Annotated in this window: 22 protein-coding genes, 1 tRNA gene and 1 other RNA gene; 16 read left to right on the forward strand and 8 right to left on the reverse strand. The window is 66.5% G+C overall.

The features are described from left to right. Positions 1-193: 193 nt before the first annotated feature. Positions 194-694, reverse strand: a complete 501-nt coding sequence (locus GOARA_RS04995; protein WP_007321214.1) for a hypothetical protein — start codon at positions 692-694, stop codon at positions 194-196. Between the two features lie 578 nt (positions 695-1,272). Further along, positions 1,273-1,361 (reverse strand) — tRNA-Ser (locus GOARA_RS05000). Positions 1,362-1,478: 117 nt separating this feature from the next. Between GOARA_RS05000 and ffs the strand changes: the two genes are divergently transcribed. From ffs to GOARA_RS05025, 6 genes are all read left to right on the forward strand, one after another. Continuing rightward, an RNA gene (gene ffs / locus GOARA_RS19210) (signal recognition particle sRNA small type) lies at positions 1,479-1,575 on the forward strand. Positions 1,576-1,605: 30 nt separating this feature from the next. Beyond that, a complete protein-coding gene (locus GOARA_RS05005; RefSeq protein WP_007321216.1) occupies positions 1,606-2,880 on the forward strand; it encodes an aspartate aminotransferase type Ic in 1,275 nt (424 codons plus the stop codon). A 45-nt stretch (positions 2,881-2,925) separates the two neighbouring features. After that, positions 2,926-4,197, forward strand: a complete 1,272-nt coding sequence (locus GOARA_RS05010) for a glycosyltransferase 87 family protein (protein ID WP_306302172.1) — start codon at positions 2,926-2,928, stop codon at positions 4,195-4,197. Positions 4,198-4,312: 115 nt separating this feature from the next. Further along, positions 4,313-4,540, forward strand: coding sequence for a FitA-like ribbon-helix-helix domain-containing protein (locus GOARA_RS05015; RefSeq protein ID WP_007321218.1), 228 nt, complete (start codon positions 4,313-4,315; stop codon positions 4,538-4,540). Continuing rightward, positions 4,537-4,941: a type II toxin-antitoxin system VapC family toxin gene (locus GOARA_RS05020; protein ID WP_007321219.1), complete on the forward strand. Its 405-nt coding sequence runs from the start codon at positions 4,537-4,539 to the stop codon at positions 4,939-4,941. The genes GOARA_RS05015 and GOARA_RS05020 overlap by 4 nt, the downstream gene beginning before the upstream one ends. A 53-nt stretch (positions 4,942-4,994) precedes the next feature. Then, on the forward strand, positions 4,995-7,211 hold the full coding sequence (locus GOARA_RS05025; protein WP_040521804.1) for a DNA polymerase III subunit gamma and tau: 2,217 nt from the start codon (positions 4,995-4,997) through the stop codon (positions 7,209-7,211). Between the two features lie 11 nt (positions 7,212-7,222). Here the strand turns inward: GOARA_RS05025 and GOARA_RS05030 are convergent, their stop codons facing one another. Together GOARA_RS05030 and GOARA_RS05035 are read right to left on the reverse strand one after the other, a co-directional pair. Next, entirely contained in the window at positions 7,223-8,530 is a 1,308-nt protein-coding gene (locus tag GOARA_RS05030) for a class I SAM-dependent methyltransferase (protein ID WP_007321221.1), read from the reverse strand. Then, positions 8,527-9,942, reverse strand: a complete 1,416-nt coding sequence (locus GOARA_RS05035; RefSeq protein ID WP_040521805.1) for an FAD-binding oxidoreductase — start codon at positions 9,940-9,942, stop codon at positions 8,527-8,529. Before GOARA_RS05035 ends, GOARA_RS05030 begins: the two co-directional genes overlap by 4 nt. Positions 9,943-10,015: 73 nt before the next feature. Between GOARA_RS05035 and GOARA_RS05040 the strand changes: the two genes are divergently transcribed. The 7 genes from GOARA_RS05040 to GOARA_RS05070 are packed head-to-tail and all read left to right on the forward strand — an operon-like array spanning position 10,016 to position 13,926. Beyond that, a complete protein-coding gene (locus tag GOARA_RS05040; RefSeq protein ID WP_007321223.1) occupies positions 10,016-10,453 on the forward strand; it encodes an SRPBCC family protein in 438 nt (145 codons plus the stop codon). Between the two features lie 56 nt (positions 10,454-10,509). Beyond that, positions 10,510-11,370: a pseudouridine synthase gene (locus GOARA_RS05045; protein WP_007321224.1), complete on the forward strand. Its 861-nt coding sequence runs from the start codon at positions 10,510-10,512 to the stop codon at positions 11,368-11,370. Continuing rightward, entirely contained in the window at positions 11,363-11,974 is a 612-nt protein-coding gene (locus GOARA_RS05050; RefSeq protein ID WP_007321225.1) for a vitamin K epoxide reductase family protein, read from the forward strand. The genes GOARA_RS05045 and GOARA_RS05050 overlap by 8 nt, the downstream gene beginning before the upstream one ends. Positions 11,975-12,019: 45 nt before the next feature. Continuing rightward, complete coding sequence (locus GOARA_RS05055) at positions 12,020-12,346, forward strand: hypothetical protein (RefSeq protein ID WP_007321226.1); 327 nt, start codon at positions 12,020-12,022, stop codon at positions 12,344-12,346. Between the two features lie 31 nt (positions 12,347-12,377). Then, on the forward strand, positions 12,378-12,734 hold the full coding sequence (locus GOARA_RS05060; RefSeq protein ID WP_007321227.1) for a YbaB/EbfC family nucleoid-associated protein: 357 nt from the start codon (positions 12,378-12,380) through the stop codon (positions 12,732-12,734). A 33-nt stretch (positions 12,735-12,767) separates the two neighbouring features. Continuing rightward, positions 12,768-13,379: a recombination mediator RecR gene (recR, locus tag GOARA_RS05065; RefSeq protein ID WP_007321228.1), complete on the forward strand. Its 612-nt coding sequence runs from the start codon at positions 12,768-12,770 to the stop codon at positions 13,377-13,379. A gap of 7 nt (positions 13,380-13,386) precedes the next feature. After that, positions 13,387-13,926 (forward strand): uridine kinase family protein, encoded by a 540-nt coding sequence (locus GOARA_RS05070; RefSeq protein WP_007321229.1) that lies wholly within the window; start codon positions 13,387-13,389, stop codon positions 13,924-13,926. A gap of 216 nt (positions 13,927-14,142) precedes the next feature. Here GOARA_RS05070 and GOARA_RS05075 read toward each other — a convergent pair whose 3' ends face one another. Together GOARA_RS05075 and GOARA_RS05080 are read right to left on the reverse strand one after the other, a co-directional pair. After that, on the reverse strand, positions 14,143-14,859 hold the full coding sequence (locus GOARA_RS05075) for a type 1 glutamine amidotransferase (protein WP_007321230.1): 717 nt from the start codon (positions 14,857-14,859) through the stop codon (positions 14,143-14,145). Then, positions 14,856-16,109 (reverse strand): Mur ligase family protein, encoded by a 1,254-nt coding sequence (locus GOARA_RS05080; protein ID WP_007321231.1) that lies wholly within the window; start codon positions 16,107-16,109, stop codon positions 14,856-14,858. Before GOARA_RS05080 ends, GOARA_RS05075 begins: the two co-directional genes overlap by 4 nt. Before the next feature lie 65 nt (positions 16,110-16,174). On the opposite strand from GOARA_RS05080, the gene GOARA_RS05085 reads away from it, so the two are divergent. Next, the gene (locus tag GOARA_RS05085; protein WP_007321232.1) at positions 16,175-17,233 is read left to right on the forward strand and encodes an alpha/beta hydrolase; all 1,059 of its coding nucleotides are present in this window, start codon (positions 16,175-16,177) and stop codon (positions 17,231-17,233) included. Between the two features lie 109 nt (positions 17,234-17,342). After that, the gene (locus tag GOARA_RS05090) at positions 17,343-18,860 is read left to right on the forward strand and encodes a sugar porter family MFS transporter (protein ID WP_007321233.1); all 1,518 of its coding nucleotides are present in this window, start codon (positions 17,343-17,345) and stop codon (positions 18,858-18,860) included. An 81-nt stretch (positions 18,861-18,941) separates the two neighbouring features. Here the strand turns inward: GOARA_RS05090 and GOARA_RS05095 are convergent, their stop codons facing one another. Then, complete coding sequence (locus GOARA_RS05095) at positions 18,942-19,328, reverse strand: hypothetical protein (protein ID WP_007321234.1); 387 nt, start codon at positions 19,326-19,328, stop codon at positions 18,942-18,944. A gap of 376 nt (positions 19,329-19,704) precedes the next feature. Between GOARA_RS05095 and GOARA_RS05100 the strand changes: the two genes are divergently transcribed. Beyond that, complete coding sequence (locus GOARA_RS05100; RefSeq protein WP_007321236.1) at positions 19,705-21,204, forward strand: IS1634 family transposase; 1,500 nt, start codon at positions 19,705-19,707, stop codon at positions 21,202-21,204. Here GOARA_RS05100 and GOARA_RS20360 read toward each other — a convergent pair. After that, a partial coding sequence (locus GOARA_RS20360) for a hypothetical protein (RefSeq protein ID WP_007321237.1) occupies positions 21,155-21,672 on the reverse strand: 518 nt, incomplete at its 5' end. The two genes, GOARA_RS05100 and GOARA_RS20360, sit on opposite strands and share 50 nt — an antisense overlap.

Below are 21,672 nucleotides of genomic sequence, written 5' to 3' on the forward strand. Positions count from 1 at the left end.
CCCGGAAACTCCGCGACTCCCCCGACGATGCTCGCTCACGAAGAGAAGCCGAGGCCCACTTCCGCGACCTGGACGCGTTGATGGCTTCGCGAAGAGCCGAAGCCGAGCGGGCATCAGGAGACTCACCCGGTTCAACTGATAGCTGAGTGCGACTGCCTCAACGGCGCGAGACTCGACTAACTGCGTCCCGTGCCTACCCTTCGTCAGCAGGCAGGCCGATCCGCTCCCGCAGCTCGGGCTCATGGGTCGTCTGGTCGGTGTTCGCTGGAATCCCCTCGCCCTTGAAGTCCGCAGGGGTTAGGCGGCGTCCGAGCGCGGCCTCGACGCAGCGGAAGCAAACCCACCCGTCGAGTCCCGTTGCCTCCCACACTTCGTCTTCAAGCATGTACAGGTCGCTCCGACCTTTGCACTTCTGGCAGCGCAGGTCGATCAGGTACATCTCCCAGTCGTATCGGTGGACCGCGCCGTCATCCCAAGTGAACTCGCGCCAGCCATGTTCGCCCCTGACACGAGTCAGACGAGCGTGCGTCTGCTCGACGTACTCATCTATCAGGTCCTCCATCAGATACTCGACTCCGCTTAGCCTGTTCAGTCCGTCGTAGTGCTCGCCGTCGACTTCTTCGTTGTACCCGGATACTCGGAGCGTCCATCCCGGCAACACGTGGTCGACAGGCGTGTAGTCAATCTCGGCCATTCATCTACCGCCCTCGGATGGCGATCCTCCTGGGTAGCAGTATGGCGACGCTGTGCGACAAACATGGCGAGGACGTGACGCCTGCTTCCTGGTCCACATCCTCGCCGCGAACACCATCAGGGTCATGACCACTGTTCACATCTACAAAAGCGTCGTCGCGTTGAAGCGGCACCGTCGACTACAGCGCGACAACGACGACGCACAGGCCCCGCGTGGAAGGGCGACACAGACCTTGCGATCTTAACGAAGGACAACGGAACGCGACGTGTCGCCGTCGACCCTGGACACCTGGTGGCATGACTGCCGCCGGGCTCAGCGGATTAAGGCCCCACGACATGCGACACACTCACCACCTCGGCCTCGGCATCACCAACGCCGGCAAACGAGTCCTCGCCATCACCGACGAAACCAGCGTCACCGTCATCGACCTCGAAACCAACGAAGCCCTCTCCACCCACCACATCGACCCAACCAAGAACTACTGGCGAAACACACGAAGAGCCCCTGGCCGATGGCCAGGGGCTCCTACGTGACACATGTCGCGACTCAGATGAGACCTATGTCGCGACTCATCACAATGGCGGAGGATAGGGGATTCGAACCCCTGAGGGCTATTAACCCAACCCGCGTTCCAGGCGAGCGCCATAGGCCACTAGGCGAATCCTCCAGGTCTGGAGTGTCCTCCAGTGCTCAGCAGATGATAGCGGTGGGGGCGCTCGAACCCCAAAACCCGGCGGGCGGCGAATGCCGAGTCGAAGGGTGCCGCCGTACCGTCTACACTTGGTGCCGGATCCCGCGCGGCGTGCATCCTGTGAACTCCCCCAGGGCCGGAAGGCAGCAAGGGTCAACGGGCTCTCTCGGGTGCGCGGGGTCCTCTACTTTTGCCGACTCCATGCGAGAGGCCACCGGCCGTGAACTACCACTCGAGAAGTCCTGCCGAACTCCGCGATATCCGCGACGATCTGCGTATCCGCTACGACGAGCTCAAGAAAGCCGGGTTGAAGCTCGACATCACCCGGGGCAAGCCGTCGCCCGAACAACTCGACCTGTCCAACGAACTGTTGCATCTGCCCGGCGACGACTTCCGCGCGCCGGGCGGGACTGACTGCCGTAACTACGGCGGCGTCGACGGGTTGCTGCCGCTGCGCGAGGTGTTCGGCCCGCTGTTCGGCGTCGCGCCGGAGAACCTGGTGGCCGGAGGCAACGCGAGCCTGGAGATCATGCACGACCTGACGGTCTTCGGATTGCTCCACGGAGCGGTCGGCGGCTCGAAACCCTGGTCGGCCGGGCCGATCAAGTTCCTCTGCCCCGTCCCCGGCTACGACCGTCACTTCGCGATTTCGCAGAGCTATGGCATCGAGATGATCCCGGTGCCGATGCGTCCCGACGGCCCCGACGTCGACGTGTGCGCCGAGTTGGTCGCACGCGACGAATCCATCAAGGGCATGTGGCTGGTACCGACATACTCCAACCCGACGGGCGCGACGGTCACCGACGAGGTGGCGCGCGCACTGTTGTCGATGAAGGCCGCCGACGACTTCCGGATCTACTGGGACAACGCCTACGCGGTGCACACGCTGGTGGACTCGCCGCCGGAACCGTTGCGGATTCTGGAACTCGCCGAGCAGGCCGGTCATCCCGACCGCGTCTACGCGCTCGGATCGACGTCGAAGATCACCTTTGCCGGTGCCGGGGTCGCGTTCTTCGGTGCATCGACGGCGAACCTCGATTGGTACCGCGAACACCTGTCGATCAAGACGATCGGGCCCGACAAGGTGAACCAGTTGCGGCACCTGCGGTTCTTCCCTGACACCGACTCGGTGCACGCCCACATGGCGCGCCACCGGGAGATCCTCGCGCCGAAGTTCAACCTGGTCCTCGACATCCTCGATGACCGGCTTTCGTCGTCGAAGGTCGCGGCGTGGTCGCGCCCGGAAGGCGGGTACTTCATCAGCGTCGACGTCCTCGACGGCACCGCGACCCGGACGGTCGCGCTCGCCAGGGAGGCGGGAATCGCGCTGACGGCTGCCGGTGCGACTTTCCCGTACAAGCGGGACCCCAACGACACCAACATCCGCCTCGCGCCCAGCTTCCCCGGCCTCGACGAGTTGCGCGTGGCGATGGACGGCTTCGCGACCTGCACGCTGCTCGCGGCCACCGAGTCGATGCTCGAGCAGGATTCCTGAGACGTCGATCGGTTCGATTGGCCGGTCGGCGGAGAGCATGACACGGTGGAACGCGTGAAGAGATCGGTGACGGGTGCGCGGACGGCCCTGGTCGCGCTCGGGGCGCTGCTGGTTGTCGTTGTCGCGGTGTGGATTCAGCACCTCGTCGTCGGGTTCTCCACCCCGTTCTGGGGCCTGTTCGACAATCAGCTCGACCTGGGCGTGTACCGCGCGGGCGCGCAGACGGTGCTCGACGGCGAGAAGCTCTACGAGGCCAAACTCCTCGGCCAGATGGACTACACCTATACGCCGTTCTCGATCATCGGATTCATCCCGTTCGCCTGGATGCCGATGGGGGCCGCGCGCGTGGTGTGGATCGCGGGAATCCTCGTCGCGCTCTACCTCACCATCATGATCAGCTTCCGCAGCCTCGGCAGGCAGGTGACCTGGACCCTGCGCGCCGTCGCGGTAGCGCTCGTGGCCGTGTTCATGTTGCTGGAGCCGGTCCGCACGACGATCTGGTACGGCCAGATCAACGTGTTCCTGATGGTGGTCGTGCTGGCGGATTTGCTGCGCGGTCCCGACGCCCGGCTACGCGGGGTCGCAACCGGCTTCACCGCGGGCATCAAGCTGACACCGATGCTGTTCGCGGTCTATCTCCTGGCCATCCGCAAGACGCGGGCCGCCGTCGGCGTCGTCGCGGGCTTCGGGGTCTCTGTGCTGATCGGATTCGCGATCCTGCCGTCGACCTCGTGGGACTACTGGACCGCCAAGCTGCGCGATCCCGACCGGGTCGGAACACCGAAATCGCCGGGCAACCAATCGATCCGGGGACTGCTGGCGAACCTCGGGGAAACCGACACCCCCAGCGCGCTCCTGTGGATCGTGCTGGCGGCCGGCGCCCTGGCACTCGGGCTGGGGGCGGCCATCGTCGCGCACCGCGCCGGACAGGAACTGCTGGCCCTGTCGGTGGTTGGGATGACGTCCTGCGCGGTCTCGCCGATGGCGTGGGGCCACCACTGGGTGTGGTTCGTCCCGCTGGGTGTCTTCGCGCTGAACTGGGTGGCCGATCAGAGTCGGTCGGCGCTGTCCCGGATCGGCGTCGGGGCGCTGGCGCTCGGCGGCTTCCTGGCCGCCTTCTCGTGGCGCACCTACCTCGACTATCCGACCTGGCAGTTCAACCAGGTCCGCGACGACGCCTACCTCATCGGGTTGTTCTTCAAGAACGGCATCATCGGATGGCTGGACTGGTTCATCCGCGAGCCGTTCGTCTGGATCTTCGCGGTGACCTGTGCAGCCATTCTGTTGATGCGACGGCACCTGAGTAGCAGTTCTTAGCGCGACGGCCTCGTCTTCCGTCGATCGTGACCAGATGCTGGTCACGATCGACGGAGCAAGCGCGACTGGATCGCCAGGCTAGACATGCATATTGCATGCAGATAAGCTAGATTGCATGTCACACTTGCAGGTGCGAGAGGTCCCCGAGGAGGTCCATCGGACTCTGAAGGCCAGGGCCGCGTCCTCCGGACGCAGCCTGTCGGAGTACGTCTTGCTTGTCTTGAAGCGCGAGGTGGCACAGCCGACGCTCGACGAGGTCTTCGAAAGGGCACGCCGCTTCGGTTCGGTAGACGCCGGTGACCTGATTGCGGAGATCCTCCGAGAGGATCGCGACCGGCGATGAGGCTCGTGCTGGACGCCTCGGTGCTGACCGAGGTGCTCATCGCCAGCCCAATCGGTACGCGCCTGCAACCAGACCTGTACTCCTACGAAGGTGCCCTACATCTTCCGCATCTCGCCGACGTCGAGACGATGTCTGTGTTGAGCAGGCTCGCGCGACGCCAGGTGCTGACTGAAGACCGCGCGCGGCAGGCCACTCAAGAACTGCGTGTGTTCCCCGCCCGACGTTGGCCCGCGGACGCGCTGATGCTGCGGATCTGGGACCTGCGCAAGAACCTCACACCGTATGACGCCAACTATGTCGCGCTGGCTGAGGTACTTGACGCCGAGTTCTGGACCAGGGATGCGCGACTGTACCGCGCGATATCCGAGCACAGCCGGTGCCGGGGGCGCTTGATCGGCTGACGGCCCCCGGCTGCCGCACCCGAGCGTCCGCGGGCACCGGTAGGCTCGTCGGCGTGGCTCTGTATCGCACCTATCGCCCGGCAACCTTCGCCGACGTCGTCGGTCAGGACCATGTCACCGACCCGCTGCGGCGCGCCCTCGATACCGGCCGGATCAACCACGCGTACCTGTTCTCCGGGCCGCGCGGCTGTGGCAAGACATCGTCGGCGCGCATCCTCGCGCGGTCGCTGAACTGCGAGCAGGGGCCGACGTCGACGCCGTGCGGCACCTGCGATTCCTGTGTGGCGCTCGCGCCCGGCGGACCGGGGAACCTCGACGTCATCGAGCTCGACGCGGCCAGTCACGGCGGCGTCGACGACACCCGCGAGCTGCGCGACCGGGCGTTCTTCGCCCCGGCCCAGTCGCGCTACCGCGTCTTCATCGTCGACGAGGCGCACATGGTCACCAACGCGGGATTCAACGCGTTGCTCAAGATCGTGGAGGAGCCGCCGGAGCACCTGATCTTCGTGTTCGCGACGACCGAGCCGGAGAAGGTGCTTCCGACGATTCGCTCGCGCACCCACCACTACCCGTTCCGCCTGCTGGCGCCCCCAGTGATGCGCGGGCTCCTGGAGCGCATCTGCGAGCGTGAGGGCGTCACCGTCGCCTCCGAGGTCTTCCCGCTGGTCATCCGTGCCGGCGGAGGTTCGCCGCGCGATTCGCTCTCGATCCTCGATCAGCTGCTCGCCGGAGCCGGCGACGACGGGGTCACCTACGAACGGGCGATGTCGCTGCTCGGCGTCACCGACGTCGCACTGATCGACGAGGCCGTTGACTCATTGGCCTCCGGTGATGGCGCCGCGTTGTTCGGCGCCGTGGAGACGGTCGTCAACGCCGGCCACGATCCTCGGCGCTTCGCCGTCGACCTCCTGGAGCGCCTGCGCGACCTGATCCTCTTGCAGGCGGTTCCCGAAGCCGTCGAGCGCGGGCTGGTGGAGGCGCCCGGTGACCAGGTCGAGAAGATGCGGGCGCAGATCGAGCAGCTCGGTCCGGCGATGCTCGCGCGCTCGGCCGAGACGGTGCACACCGCCCTCGGCGAGATGCGGGGCACGACCTCGCCCCGGCTGCTGCTCGAGGTGATGTGCGCCAGACTGCTGCTGCCCGAGACCTCCGCCGACGACGCCGCGCTGCTCGCCCGTATCGAGAAGCTGGAGGCCGGGATCCCCGCGTCCGGCGGCGCACCCGCCGCGGCGCCCGCCCAGTCGGCCGCTGGGACGGCTGCACCCCCGCCGCCCGCCGATGACGCGCCACTGAAGTTCACCCGCCCGTCGCAGCGCAAAGAGACCGCGACGTCGTCGGCCGAGCAAGAGCCGGCGCCGGCCGAGCAAGAACCGGCACCCGTCGAGCCGGATCCGGTTGCCGAGCGGGCGCCCGAACCCGAACCTGTCGTCGAGCAGGCGCCGCCGGAGCCGGCACCCGAGCCGGAGCCGATCCCTGAGCCTCAGACGTCTCCGGCACCCGAGCCGGAGCCCGAACCCGAGCCCGAACCCACTCCGGAACCCGAACCCGAGCCGGTTCGGGAGCCCGTGCTTGAAGCCGCTCCCGAACCCGTCGTCGAACCGGCGGCCGACCCCGCGATGGAACCGGCAGCCGAGGTGGCTCCCGTGCCCGAAACGCCCCCAACCCCGGATCCCGAGCCCGCCCCGGTGTCGAATCCGTCGGGTCTCACGATCGACGAGGTTCGCAACCGATTCCAGGATCTGCGCGCGGTCATCAACGACTTGTCGAAGCGCCACGGACCGATGATGGCGGAAGCGTCGGTCGTCGACTTCGATGGATCGACACTGGTCATCGGGCATCCGTTCGAGATGCTTGTCGGACGCCTTTCGGACGATTTCGCGACGAACGTCGTCCGTGAAGCCTTCCTTCGAACGTTCGAAGTCACCATCGCCGACGTTCGCGTCGTTCACCGATCCGATGCGGGTGCGTCCGCCCCGACCTCGCCGCGGGCGGCGACCGGCCGGACGGCATCGACGCAACAATCGTCGGGCAGGCCCGCCTATCAACGGCCGAGTCGAGGCGGGTCGGCCGCCACGTCGGACGACCTGCCCCCCGAACTCGAGGAGCCTTCTCCGCCGCCCCCCAGATCTGACGAGGAGATCCCGGACGCCGAGCGCGACGAGATGGTCGCGGAGGCCCACAACAACTCGTCACCCAGCGAGATCCGCGACCCCGACGACGTCGCCCTCGAACTCCTGCAGAACGAACTCGGGGCCCGCCCGATCGACTAGCCGGACGCCCGCTAAGGGGTCCACCACGGACGAAGTGGGACGTTGGGCCGACGGTCCGGGCCGAGCTTCGTCGCCAGCACGTGGTGCAGTTCGATGATGTCGCGCTCGAAACCGATCCGGCATCCGGCCATGTAGAGGCCCCAGAGCCGGGCGGTGCCCTCGCCGACTTCCTCGACGGCGGCATCCCAGTTCGCGACGAGATTGGCATTCCAGTCGCGCAGCGTCATTGCATAGTGCTCGCGGAAGTTCTCCTCGTGGACGACCTCCAGGCCGCCGACATCCTGGATCTTGCTGACGATCGTGCCCGCACCCGTCAGCTCCCCGTCGGGGAAGACGTAGCGGTCGATGAACGGCCCGGCCTTGTTGGGGCCGATGTTGTCGGGGCGGGTGATGCAGTGGTTGAGCAGCAGGCCGCCATCGCGCAGCTTGTCGCGCATGAACGAGAAGTACGACGGGTAGTTGTGAACGCCGATGTGCTCGGTCAGTCCGATCGACGAGACCGCGTCGAATCCCGATTCGCGTACATCGCGGTAGTCGGTGTGGCGTACTTGCGCCAGGTCGCCGAGCCCGTCGCGTTTGATGGCGTCCTGCGCCCACTGGGCCTGCTCGGCCGAAAGCGTCGCCCCGATCGCGTGTACGCCGCGGCTCGCCGCGTAGCGGACCATTCCGCCCCAGCCGCAGCCGACGTCGAGAAGACGGTCGCCCGGCTTCAACCGGAGCTTCTCGAAGACGAGGCGGTACTTATTCTCCTGTGCCGCCTCCAGGTTCGCCTCCGCGTCGGGATAGACCGCGCAGGTGTAGGTCATCGACGGTCCCAGCACCCATTCGTAGAACGCATTGGACACGTCGTAATGGTGGTGGATTACTTCGGCATCGCGAGTCTTGCTGTGCCGCAAGCCTTCTGCGAATCGACGCCATCGCGGAACCGCCTCTTGGGGCGGCGGCGCGATCGGCTTGAAGTGCTCTAGGCCGATACCGCGGGCGATCTGCGCCATCTCCAGCGGAGAGGGCTTGGCGAAGCTGAGGTCCTCGGATAGCGCTCGTAGCCCCTCGTACGGATCGCCCGGGTGCACGCCGACGAGTTCGAGGTCACCGGCGACGTAGGCGCGGGCCAAACCCAGGTCACCGGGGGCGGTGACCAGATAGGTCGTGCCGCGCGGGGTCTTCAGATCGACGCCGAAGGGTGCATCCTCGGGTCCGGAGGTGCTTCCGTCGTACGCGGTCAGCCGGATACTCGGCTCACCGCCGAGGAAGGTCTCGAAGACCTTCGCCAGTGGCATGTGCCCCGTCGAAGTGGGGGACTCCTTGAACGTTGTCATTGACTCTTCACCGCCTTGGAATAGAGGTCGAGCAGCCGCGACCGGGGGTCGTAGGCGGCTTTGAGTTCGCGGTAGCGCTCGCCGCCGTAGAGCGCGTCGAACTCGTCGGGGGAGTAGAAGGACTCCGAGTACAGCGACTTGTGCCCGTCGAGCGCCGCGACCTGCTTCTCGATGAGCCGATTGGTGTACCCGGGCTGACCGGGCGTGACCGGAACCGCCGACCAGAAGCCGACGTTGACGTAGCTCCGGTGCGGCTCCAAGGGGTAGAGCGGCCACGGCTGGCGCGGATCGGCGTTCGGGGGCGGCGGGTCCTTCAGTCGCAGCGGGCACAGCCAGATCGGTTCGATCGGCACGTTGGCAAGGAACCAGTCAACGAACTCGACGGTCCGCTCGATCGGCACCTCGATGTCCTGGACGACGCGTTCGTTCGGCGGCAGCCCTTTGCGCGCGTTCAGCCGGTCGCCGACGTCGAAGCGGTGATCGAGGGCGATGAGCTTCCAGTAGAAACTGCTGCGCAACCAGCGCTTGGGCCAGAATCGGCGGATCTTCGGGTTCTGGGCGCCGAACGCGCGCGAGCACCAGAACCAGTCGGTGTCCCACCGCCACAGGTAGTCACCGATGGTGAGCCGGTCGGACTTCGGCGTCTCCGCCGGGGAATGCTGAATCGACCGGTAGTAGATCTCCTGGTCGGTGTAGTCCGAGACGGGACCGGCTTCGTCGCTTTGTCTGCCCAGGGTCAGATAGGACTCGTCGGCGCTGAACACCACGCCGTCGAGATAGTCGACGGGCACACCGTCGAACGTCTTCTCGTCGACGATCCGCGTCATGGTCTCGACGAGTGACGAGACGGTGGTGAAGCGGACGTGCCGAAGTTCGACGTACGGCTTCACCTGCTCCAGCTCGGTGCGTAGGCGAACCGAATAGCCGAGCGTCCCATAGGAGTTGGGGAATCCGAAGTACAGGTCGGCGTGCTCGTTCGTCGGTGTGGCGGTGATGATCTCGCCCGCACCGGTCAGAATGTCGATCTCGGTGATCGATTCGTGCGGCAGACCGGTCCGGAACGATGTCGACTCGATTCCCAGGCCGGTGACCGCGCCGCCCAGCGTGATGGTTTTCAGCTGCGGCACCACCGGCGGCGCCAGGCCGTGGGGCAGGGTCGCCGCGACCAGGTCCTCGTAGGTGCACATGCCGGCCACGTCGGCCGTGCGCGCGACCGGGTCGATCGAGATGACGCCGGTCAGCCCGGACACGTCGAGCCCGGGGTGGGGGTTGCGTTCTCGTCGTCGGAAGAGATTCGACGTCTTTTTCGCCAAACGCACCGTGGCCTCGGGCGGAATCGCACGGTAGCTCTCGAGCAGGCGCACCACACCCTGCTCGTAAACCGAAGGACCCGTCTCCAAGTTCACTGCCATTACCAACTAGCCTAGGTTCGAAATGCGCTGTCCGCGAGGACAAGCGCAAACCACCGGAGTTGGAGGAGTTCCCATGGCGCAGGTTACCGCCAGTCAGACCGTCGAAATCAACGCCGCGCCGGACGCCGTCCTGGCCGCTCTCGCCGACTACTCGACGGTGCGCCCGGCGATCCTGCCGGAGAACTACCGCGACTACGAGGTGCTGTCCGGGGGCGAGGGCGCCGGCACCGTCGTCCACTGGATCTTGCAGGCCACCGAGAAGCGTTCGCGAGACGTGAAGGCCACCGTCGCCGTCGCGGGTTCGACGGTCACCGAGACCGACGCCAATTCCACGATGGTGACCACCTACTCGGTCGCGCCCAGCGGCAGCGGATCGCAGGTCACGACGACGACCTCGTGGCAGGGCGCCGGCGGGGTCGGCGGCTTCTTCGAGAAGACCTTCGCTCCCAAGGGGCTCGGTCGTATCCAAGCCGCCCTGCTGGGCAACCTCAAGTCGCGGCTGGAGAGCTGAGCCGCCGCCGTCGACCCAGTCCGCTCCCGCCGCGCGCGGGAGTGGACGCGACACGCGTGATCCTGCGGGACGGTTCCACCGTTGCCGACGCGCTGCTGGCTTCCCGGGTGGGCGCCGAGATCGGCATCGACGGGCTCGCCGAGCGTGCCGGGCACGGTGAACTCGTCGACATCGACGGGCAACCGGTCGCGCTCGACGGCCCGGCGGGGCCCAACACCGCGGTCTTCCTCTACCGTGACCTGCCCGACGAAGTTCCGATCCCCTTCGACCTGGAGATCCTCCACGAGGACGAGAACCTCGTCGTCGTCGACAAGCCGCATTTCCTCGCGACGATGCCGCGGGGCCGCCACGTCGTGCAGACCGCGCTGGTCCGGCTGCGGCGCCAACTCGGCAACGACGCGATCGCGCCGGTGCACCGTCTGGATCGGTTGACGGCCGGTGTGGTGATGTTCACCCGACGGCCGCGAGTGCGTGCCGCCTACCAGGAGATGTTCGCCGACCGCGCGGTCCGCAAAACCTACTGGGCGGCCAGCGCGACGCTGGGAGACCGGTGGCGCGAGGAAGTCCGCGTCGCCAACCGGATCGAGAAGCGGGCCGGTGATCTGCGTGCCCGCGTGGTGGACGGGCCGGTCAACGCCATCAGCCGCATCACCCGCGTCGACGACGGGTTCCGCCTCGTACCCGAAACCGGCCGCACGCATCAGCTCAGGGTGCACATGGCGGGGCTGGGCGCCCCCATCGTCGGGGATCCGCTCTATCCCGACGTCGACCACGACCTCGCCGCGGCTCCCGACCGCGGCGATTTCAGTACCCCGCTGCAACTTGTCGCGGCGAGCCTCGAGTTCACCGATCCGGTCACCGGCGGGTCGCGGCGATTCCGGTCCCGGCACGCGGCGGTAGTCTCGTGGCGTGACTGAACCCGAGATCGAGCCGAATCAGCGCGGCGAATCCTGGACCCGCATCACCGCGTGGGTCCTGCTGATCGGCGGCGCCATCGGTCTGGTGGCGTCCTTCGTCCTGACCGTCGAGAAGATCGAACTGCTCGCCAACCCCGCCCACCGGCCGTCGTGCTCCATCAACCCGGTGATGAGTTGCTCGCCGGTCATGCAGTCCTGGCAGGCGGGCGTCTTCGGGTTCCCCAATCCCCTCATCGGCATCGCGTCGTTCTCGGTCCTGGTCACCCTCGGCGTCCTGCTGCTGACCGGTGTCCGGTTCACCAAGTGGATCTGGATCGGGCTGGAAATCGGCGTCGTGCTGGCGCTGATCTTCGTGCACTGGCTGATCTACTCGAGCCTCTACGCGATCGGCGCGCTCTGCATCTATTGCATGGTCGTGTGGGCGGTGACCATCGTGCTGTTCCTCGTCGTGACGGTCCGCAACCTGATGGCGGCGACCGACCATCCGTCACGCGTCCTCGCCACGATCGCACCGTACGTTCCGTTGATCGCGATCCTCTGGTACATGATGATCGCCGGCGCCATTCTCGACCGGTTCTGGTACTACTGGTCGACCCTGCTGTAGCGGCGTAGGCGACCGACGAGGTTCCGTGACACTAGACTCGACCGGGTGACTATCCACGGGTCGTACGAGCGTCATGCCGACCTCGGGTGCGAGGCCGTCGTCTTTCTCGACGACGAGACGGGTGCCTGCTTTCAAATCCAGCGCGACCTGGTCGGAGGGCCCCGCGCCGACGAGTACTGCGTCACCACGGGGGCCAGCGCTCCGGTCTACGGCGGAGTGAAACAGTGGCGCCGTCGCGACGATCGTTTCGAATTCGAAGTCATACCCAGGGTGGGACGGCTGTTCGGCGACGACGTCCTGTCTTTTCAGGTCTCGCCCACCGACACGACCCTCGACGAACTCGCCGCGCATCTCGATCGGCTCCTGCGCTGAGTTCGGCACCGCGGCGACTACCCTGGACCGCGTGACTGAGACACCAGATTTGGGCGGCCTGCTCGGCGGGGACGAGAACGGTCTGTCGGGCCTGCTGGCGCAAGCGCAACAGATGCAGGCACAGCTGATGGCCGCGCAACAGGAGATCGCGGAGACCGACGTTTCCGGGTCCGCGGGCAACGGGCTGGTCACCGTCGTCGGTAGCGGTGCGGGCGGCGTCACCAAGATCACCGTCGACCCGAAGGTCGTCGACCCGGCCGACATCGACACCCTCCAGGACCTCATCGTCGGGGCGCTGAACGATCTGGACGCGAAGCGCGAGGCGCTGGCGGCGGAGAAGCTGGGTCCGCTCTCGTCCGGTCTGGGCGGCCTGCCCGGCCTTGGATAGCGCACCGAGTAAGCAGCCGAAGGAAGCGTTGCCATGTACGAGGGGCCGATCCAGGACCTGATCGACGAGCTGGCCAAGCAGCCGGGGCTCGGCCCGAAGGGCGCCCAGCGAATCGCGTTCAGCCTGCTGGCCGGGGAGAGATCCGACATCGACCGGCTGATCGGGGCACTGGGACGAGTGCGGGACGACGTGACGTTCTGCTCCGAATGCGGGAACGTTTCGGCCAACCAGCTGTGCCGGATCTGTTCCGACGCGCGCCGCGACGCCACGAAGATCTGCGTCGTCGAGGAGCCGAAGGACGTCAACGCGATCGAGCGGACCAAAGAGTTCACCGGTCGCTACCACGTGCTCGGCGGGGCGCTCGACCCGTTGTCCGGCATCGGTCCCGATCAGCTGCGCATCCGGGAGTTGCTGCGCCGGCTGGGCAATCAGGAGGACGGCATCGACGTCACGGAGGTGATCGTCGCGACCGACCCCAATACCGAGGGGGAGGCGACCGCGACCTACCTGTTGCGGATGCTGAGGGATTTCCCGGGCCTGGAAGTGACCCGACTCGCCTCCGGACTCCCGATGGGCGGTGACCTCGAGTTCGCCGACGAGCTGACCCTCGGGCGCGCGCTGTCCGGGCGGCGGGCCCTGGCTTGATCCGGCGATGGCCGAGACTTCTGTCGTCGAGGTCGCGTCGACACTCGCTGCCGGCATCGTCGCCGTCGACGGGCCGTCGGGGTCGGGGAAGTCGACCTTCGCCGCCGCGCTGGTAGCCCGATTGGCCGAGTCCGGTCGGGATGCGCTGCTGGTCAGCACCGACGAGTTCGCCACCTGGGACGACCCCGTCGCGTGGTGGCCGGAACTCGTCGAGGGCGTGCTGATGCCCTTTCGGGCCGGTGCGGACCTGCGCTACCGCCCGCGCGTCTGGGAAGGCGGGGCCGCCGTCGTCGGGCCGGAGATCCACCGAGTGTGGCGGCCCATCCTGGTCGTCGAAGGGGTGTCGTCGGCACGGCGCGCGATGACGCCTCATCTCGACCGCGCGCTGTGGCTCGACGGCGGATCGCCGGAGCAGCGTCTGGAAGCCGCCGTCGCGCGCGAGGGCGAGCAGGCGCGCGAGCATCTCGTGGCCTGGCAGCGCTTCGAAGAGGGCTGGTTCGCCGTCGACCGCACGCGTGAGCGCTGTGAGGTGGTGTCGCCGAGTTGACGGCGTCGTCTTGCGTGGGTCTCGATACACCCGGCTCGCAAGCTCGCCGGGCACTCGACCTACCAGGTCTCGATACACCCGGCTCGCAAGCTCGCCGGGCACTCGACCACCTATGGGTCCGTCACTCGACCACCATGAGTCCATTTGGGTGGTCGAGTGAATTCGAGCGAAGCGAGAATTTGTATCGAGACCTGGTGAGTCGACGTCGCCAACCGGTCAACGACCGGCGGCCAGCCGCTCCTTGCGAAGCTGGTCGACCGCGGGCAGGTCGAGCGGGCTCAGCTCGGTGGTTCCGAGAGCCATCTTCAGCAGGTAGTCGGCGAGTTCGGGATTGCGCGCCAACGCCGGACCGTGCATGTAGGTGCCGATGACCGAGCCCTGGACCGCGCCTTCGACCCCACCGCCGACGAGATTGCCGTCGCCGTGCCGGACGGCGCCGAGCGGCCTGGCGTCGGGCCCAAGCGCCGTTCCGCCGCGGTGATTCTCGAAGCCGGAGAGCGGTTGGCTCAGCCCGTCGATGCGCGGCTCGGTGATGAGCTCGCCGATGCTGCGCTTGGCCTGGGGGGCGGTCGTGAGATCGAGCATCGAGATACCGTCGACCCGCTCGCCCGACGATGTCTCGTACCAGTGGCCGAGTACCTGGATCGCCGCGCAGATCGCCAGCACCGGCCGTCCGGCTTCAGCCGCCCGCTGCAGCCCCGGATACCGCGTTAGATGACGGGTGGCCAGCCGCTGGGCGTAGTCCTCGGCGCCGCCGAGGACGTACACGTCGAGGCTCTCCGGCACAGGGTCGTCGAGGGTGATCTCGGTGATCTCGGCGTCGATTCCGCGCATGCGCGTCCGCTGTCGCAGGATCAGCGCGTTGCCCCCGTCGCCGTAGGTGCCCATCACGTCGGGCAGGACGAGCCCGATCCGCAGCGTCGACTCGCTCATCGTGCCTCCCGCTCCAGTGCCGTGCCTAAGTCGCGGAACGCGGTGTAGTTCGCCAGGACTTCGACTCTGCCGGGCGGGCAGGCGGCTATCGCGCGCAACGGGTCGGGAATCGTCGTGTGCTCGACACCCGCGTAGAGCAGGCGCACGCCCAGATCGGCGCTGCGCTCACCCGACGCGACGACCTTCATCGACTCGAACGCCTCGAACCGCACATCCCACAGCCACGACAGATCCTCACCGTCGGGAACCTGCCCGTTGACGGCGATGACCAGACCGGGGGCATCCTGGTCGATCATCGACAGCGCTTCCTGCCAGCCGGCCGGGTTCTTCGCCAGCAGCATCCGCACGGTGTGCTCGCCGTATTGCGTGACGCCGTAGCGGCCGGCGATCTCCTCGACGGTGCCGACGGCGTGCGCGGCCGCTTCGGGTGTAGCGCCCATCGTGACCGCCGCGGCGATCGCCTGCGTCGCGTTACCTCGGTTGGCGCGTCCGGGCACCGCCGGTTTCAGCGGGGCGATGAACCCATCGGGGCCGTAGACGTTCTCGTCGTCGAACCACCAGTCCGGCGTCGGCCGGTGGAAGGACTCGTCGCCGGTGGAACGCCACTGGCCGTCGGCGGAGCGGATGATGGGCTCGCCGGTGCGCGGGCAGCTCACCGAGTCGCCGACCCAACTCGCGCCGGCCGCCACCCAGACGACGTTGGGCGCGTCGAAGGCCGCGGAGGTGACCAGCACGTCGTCGCAGTTGGCGATGACCGTCATCTGCGGGTGCCGTGCGATGCCCTCGCGCAAGCGGCGCTCGATGATGTTGATCTCGCCAACCCGGTCGAGCTGATCCCGGGAGAGGTTCAGCAGAACGAGGACCTCGGGGTTCAGCGCGTCGGAGACATGCGGGACGTGCAGTTCGTCGACCTCCAGCGCCGCCAACGGCTTCTCACGGGTCAACGAGAGGGTCGCGATGATCCCGGCGTCCATGTTGGCGCCGTCGGCCTGGGTCGCGACCGGTGCGACGCCGGCCAGCGCGGAGGCCAGCATGCGCGTCGTCGTCGACTTGCCGTTCGTCCCGGTGACAAGCGCTGTGCGACGTCCGGCACCGAGGCGGGACATGATCGACGGGTCGACCTTCGCGGCGACCAAGCCGCCGATCATCGATCCTTTGCCGCGGCCGGCCGCGCGGGACGCCCATCGAGCGGACGCGGCGGCGGCGAGCGCGAGACGGGTGCGGGCGGGCAGGCCCGGGTCGTGCGACATGGGATCGAGTTTCGCACATCGGTCTGCTCGTGGTCGCGTGCCGTCCTGGGTAGGGTCTGGAGACTGTGAGCGAATCCACGAAGGTGACATTGCCGTTGGCCGTCCGCGTGCAGCGGGTGATCTTGCAGGGTGTGGGGAAGGTGACCGAGCCCGTGCACGGCGTGGTCGGCCGGGTCGGGCCGACGAACACCGACGGCGACCGTCTCGACCCGTTGCTCGCGGCCGTGTGTTTCGGCGCGGACAAGGTTCCCGCGCTCGACCTGTACGACGATGATCCGGCGAAGGCGCGCCGCAAGATCGACGAGTCGTCGGCGATGATGGCGCCGAGCCACCCGCCGTTCACCGTCGACGAGGACCTCGTCATCGACGGTCCGGATGGGCCGATCCCCGCCACCAGGTACCGGGCGGGTGCGCACTCGCGCGGGCTGGTCGTGTTCCTCCACGGCGGCGGCTGGACGATCGGGAGCCGGGCCAGCCACGACGGCACCGTGCGCAACCTCGCCGTCGACGCCGGGGTCGACGTGCTGTCGGTCGAGTACCGGCTGGCGCCGGAGCACCCGTTCCCCGCGGCGTTCGACGACGCGATGACGGCATGGCGCTACGCCGTCGACCACGCGGAGGAATGGGGGCTGGATCCGCGCAAGATCGGCGTCGCCGGGGACAGTGCCGGCGGCAACCTGGCGGCGGTGGTGGCGTTGCAGACCCGTGGCGACGACATCGTCCCGGCACACCAGCTGCTCATCTATCCGGCCGTCGACCTGGCGGGCAAGACCCCGTCGCGGCTTGAGTTCGCCAGAGGACGATTCCTCACCGCCAAACACATGGACTGGTTCGTCGGCAACTACGTCCCCGACGAGAAGGATCGCGTCGCACCGCAGGTCTCGCCGTTGCGCGCCGACGACCTGTCCGGCCTGCCGCCCGCACATGTCGTCGTCGCCGGCTTCGACCCGCTGCGCGACGAGGGGATCGCGTACGCCGAGAAGCTGCGCGAGGCCGGCGTGCCGGTCACGGTCGATCGAGCGGGCTCGCTGATCCACGGCTTCTTCAACATGACGATGATCTCGCCGGCCGCTCGCGCGTCGGCGCGGCGGGCGGCCGAAGCGGTCGCCGAAGCGCTGCGCTGAACCCGGAAGGATTCGCTGCGCGCGCCGGAGATATCCGGTTTCCCTCCGCGGTGCTCGCCCCGGACTTAGGGTTGGCTACGGCGTTTCGGGGGCGACGAGAGGGCAGGGCATGAGCGAGGGTGGTCCGACTCCGGAAGTGGAGTCGGTTTTCGACGATGACGACGGTGGATCGACCCGCGGTGTCATCCGTATCGCGTCCGTCGCAGCCTTGGGCGGCCTCCTGTTCGGCTACGAAACCGCCGTCATCAACGGCGCGACGAAAGCCATCCAGAACGCCTTCCAGGTCGAGCCGGCACCGCTGGGTTTTGCGGTGGCGTCGGCGCTCATCGGCGCGGCGGCCGGTGCGCTGACCGCCGGACGGATCGCCGACCGTATCGGCCGCCTGATGGTCATGAAGATCGCGGCCGTGCTGTTCCTCGCCAGCGCGATCGGCTGCGCGTTCGCCCCCGAGTCCTGGGGTATGGGCGGGTTGGCGTTCTTCGTGGTGTTCCGCATCATCGGAGGTTTCGCCGTCGGTGTCGCGTCGGTGATCGCGCCGGCCTATATCGCCGAGACTTCGCCCGCGCGCCTACGTGGACGTTTGGGTTCGCTGCAGCAACTGGCGATCGTGACCGGCATCTTCCTCTCCTTCCTGGTCAACCTCGCACTTCAGCGACTGGCGGGCGGCGCCGAGAAGGATCTGTGGTTCGGTATGGAGGCCTGGCGCTGGATGTTCCTCGCCATGGCGCTTCCGGCGATCCTCTACGGCGTGCTGTCGTACACGATTCCCGAGTCGCCCCGCTATCTCATCTCCCAGCAGCGCATCCCCGAGGCGCGCGCCGTCCTTGAGCGCCTCCTCGGCGAGCGGAACCTGGAGATCACCATCAACCGCATCCGGTCGAGCGTGAAGACCGAGACGAAACCGTCGTGGCGCGACCTCAAGCGTCCGAGCGGCAAGGTGTACCCGATCGTCTGGATCGGCCTGCTGCTCTCGGTCTTCCAGCAGGCGGTCGGTATCAACGTCGTCTTCTATTACTCGAACGTGGTCTGGGGTTCAGCCGGGTTCGACGAGAGTTCGGCGTTCCTGACGTCGACCTTCACCTCGGTGGTCAACATCCTGACGACCTTGGTCGCCATCGCCCTGGTCGACCGGGTCGGCCGCAAGCCGCTGCTGCTGGTGGGTTCGGTGGGTATGACCGTCTGTCTGGTCACGCTGGCCGTGGCCTTCGGGCAACTCGTCGACAAGGTCGACTCGTTGGGCAACGCGGTGGTCGACGCCGACACCAACGAGGTGGTGCAGACCCTGCCGGGTATTTGGGCGACGGTCGCGCTGGTCGCGTTCAACCTCTTCGTCGTCTTCTTCGGCATGAGCTGGGGCCCGGTGGTCTGGGTGCTGCTCGGCGAGATGTTCCCGAACCGCTTCCGCGCCGCGGCGCTCTCGCTGGCCGCGGCGGGGCAGTGGGCCACCAACTGGCTCATCACCCAGACCTTCCCGATCATCAAGGACGGTCCCGGCCTCACCTTCGGCTACTCGATGTACGCGATCTTCGCCGTGCTCTCGTTCCTGTTCGTCGCCAGGTTCGTGCCGGAGACGAAGGGCAAGACCCTCGAGGAGATGGACGCGCTCGCCGGGATCACCGACGAGTAGACCAAACTCGACACGACGACCTTCAACGCGGATCTACATTGGAGGCCGTCGTGCAGTGCTCGGAGAATGGCGAAGTGTCGCTCACCACACGGGGTCATCTGCAAACGGGTCGGGAATGGTCGCAGCCAATTCCCTGCCCTTCGGGGTCAGTTCGAAGCAGAACTCGTAACTCGGATCCAGCCCATTGGGGTGTTGTTCGATAAATCTGTCCATCCTGTTGAGCACCTCTGCGTTGCCTCCCGGCCATGGGTGGAATCCTTCGTCCACAGTGCCGACGACGGCGAGGCCCTCGTCTACTATCCGGTGCAGAACTGGCCGTACGGTCAGCGAGGCCCCGTTGCTCGAACCAGTCACGTAGTGGACGGCATTGAACGCGCTATCGATTGGCACCCAATCGTCTAGGCCCTCGATGAGAAGAATCGCAAACACCTTCTCTTTTTCTTCGTCTGGCGAAATGTTGCTATTCAACGTGCACCTTCGCTTTCCTTCCGTTTGGATAGACGACATCCAGAGTGGCTCCTCCGGAACCTGACTCTGGCCTATATCCAACGGTCGTACCGTCAGGGAGTCGTACCATATGTCCGTTTTTGTAGTACCCGGAGTCAGGTGTGATTTCCACGCCGCCCCGCGAAAGGCGATCATAGAGAGACTGGATCTCTTCTTCGGAAGGTACTACATAGACGCCACGGTTCTTTCCCTTCCGTAGCGTATTGATTACTTCCCGTATCTGCTCAGCAGTCATACCTGACTTGGCTCACTTCTGCGGATTCTGAGGTCGGCGGGCCTGTGACCTGCGGGTTGGGGTGTCGGGGTGGACACTAATCGGGGATTCTAGGCTGGTGGGATGGCGTTCGTGCGGACGGTGAAGACGGCCTCGGGGGCGACCGCGGTGCAGATCGTGTACTCCAACCGTAAGGGCGCCCGCATGATCGACCACATCGGGTCTGCACACAATGACGCCGAACTTGCCGCGCTGAAAAATGTTGCCGCGCAACGGTTATCGGAAGGTCAGGGGCAACTCGACCTCGGGCTCTCGGCCGCCGACACAGGAGAGACACTGCCGATCCGCGGCAGCCGCATGTCAGTCCTGTGGGACGCCCTGGACGGGGTGTACCGCGAACTCGGCTTCGACGACACGACTGGCGGGGACTCCGTGTTCCGGGATCTGGTGCTGGCGAGGATCATCGAACCGACCAGCAAACTGGACTCCCTGCGGGTCCTGGACGAGGTCGGAGTGCCGGTGCCCTCGTACGCGACGGTCAAACGGCGGCTCCCGGTCTACGCTGGCACGTCCTGGCGGCAACAGCTTGCTGCCGCGTGCGCAGCTCATGCCGGGCTCGGGCCGGCGACTCTGGTGCTCTACGACGTCACGACACTGTATTTCGAGACCGACAAGGCCGACGGTTTCCGCGAACCCGGCTTCTCCAAGGAACGCCGCCTGGAACCGCAGATCACCGTCGGCATGCTCACCGACGCCAGCGGGTTTCCGCTGATGATCGAAGCGTTCGAGGGCAACAAAGCCGAAACCCTCACCATGATCCCCACGATCACCTCGTTCATGGCCGCCCACCAGCTCACCGAGGTCACCGTCGTCGCTGATGCGGGCATGATCTCAGCGGCCAGCATGGCCGCGATCGAGAACGCCGGCCTCACGTTTATCCTCGGCGACAAACTCCCCACGGTGCCGTACCAGATCGACCAATGGCGGCAGAGCCACCCAGGCCAGGAGCCGCCCGACGGGCTGACCCTGACGCAGCGGTTTCCGGCGAACCCGAAGACCAGCTACTCCACTGATCGGGTCACCTACTACCGGTACAGCGCCGACCGAGCGCGACGCAGCCTGCGCGGTATCAACGAACAAGTAGCCAAAGCGGAGAAGGCCGTGCAGGGCAAGATCCCGGTCAAGCGGAACCGGTTCGTCAAGCTCGCCGGCGCCGAGAAGTCGGTCAACCGCGAGCTGGCCGAGAAAGCGCAGGCACTGGCCGGGTGGAAGGCCTACACCACCAACACCACCGATCCGGCCCCGGACTTCGTGATCGGCGCCTACCACCAGCTCTGGCGGATCGAGAAGAGCTTCCGCATGTCCAAATCCGATCTGGCCGCCCGCCCGATCTACCACCACACCGAGGACTCCATCCGCGCTCACCTGGCGATAGTGATGGCCGCCCTCGCAGTCACCCGCATCATCGAGGCCCGCACTGAGTGGTCGATCAAGAAATTCGTCACCACCGCCCGCCGCTACCGCACCGTCTACATCGACATCGGCGGCAAAACCCTCACCGCCGCCGACCCCCTCACCGCAGATCTAGCAAAAGCCCTGGTCGCACTCCGGGGTGGACACTAATTCGAGCCAAGTCAGGCACGCCGCCCCGCGAAAGGCGATCATAGAGAGACTGGATCTCTTCTTCGGAAGGTGCTACATAGACGCCACGGTTCTTTCCCTTCCGTAGCGTATTGATTACTTCCCGTATCTGCTCAGCAGTCATAGCGGCTTCGCCTTCACGGCCACGCTCGGAGTCTTCGTGTTCGAAGTCCGCGGGAACGGGCGACCGCGAAGCTATTGGCTCAAGGAAGCGCTTTGCGGTCTCGGAGTCAGAGGTGACTTTCTGGCCGCTAGCGGCATAGGCTGTCAATGTTCCTTCGAAGGAGCTGATGATCGTTCTAATCTTTGCGGCGGCTTTCCTTAGTTGATCGTCATCGTCATCGTCGTGACCAGCCATAGTCGAGTTGTAGGCCTCATCGACCGCTGTCCTGCAGCTGCGGAGTCCGTGGTTGTAGGCGGTACACATCGATTCCAATTCGGCGGCAATAT

The organism is Gordonia araii NBRC 100433 (genome assembly GCF_000241265.1).
GTDB lineage: Bacteria > Actinomycetota > Actinomycetes > Mycobacteriales > Mycobacteriaceae > Gordonia > Gordonia araii.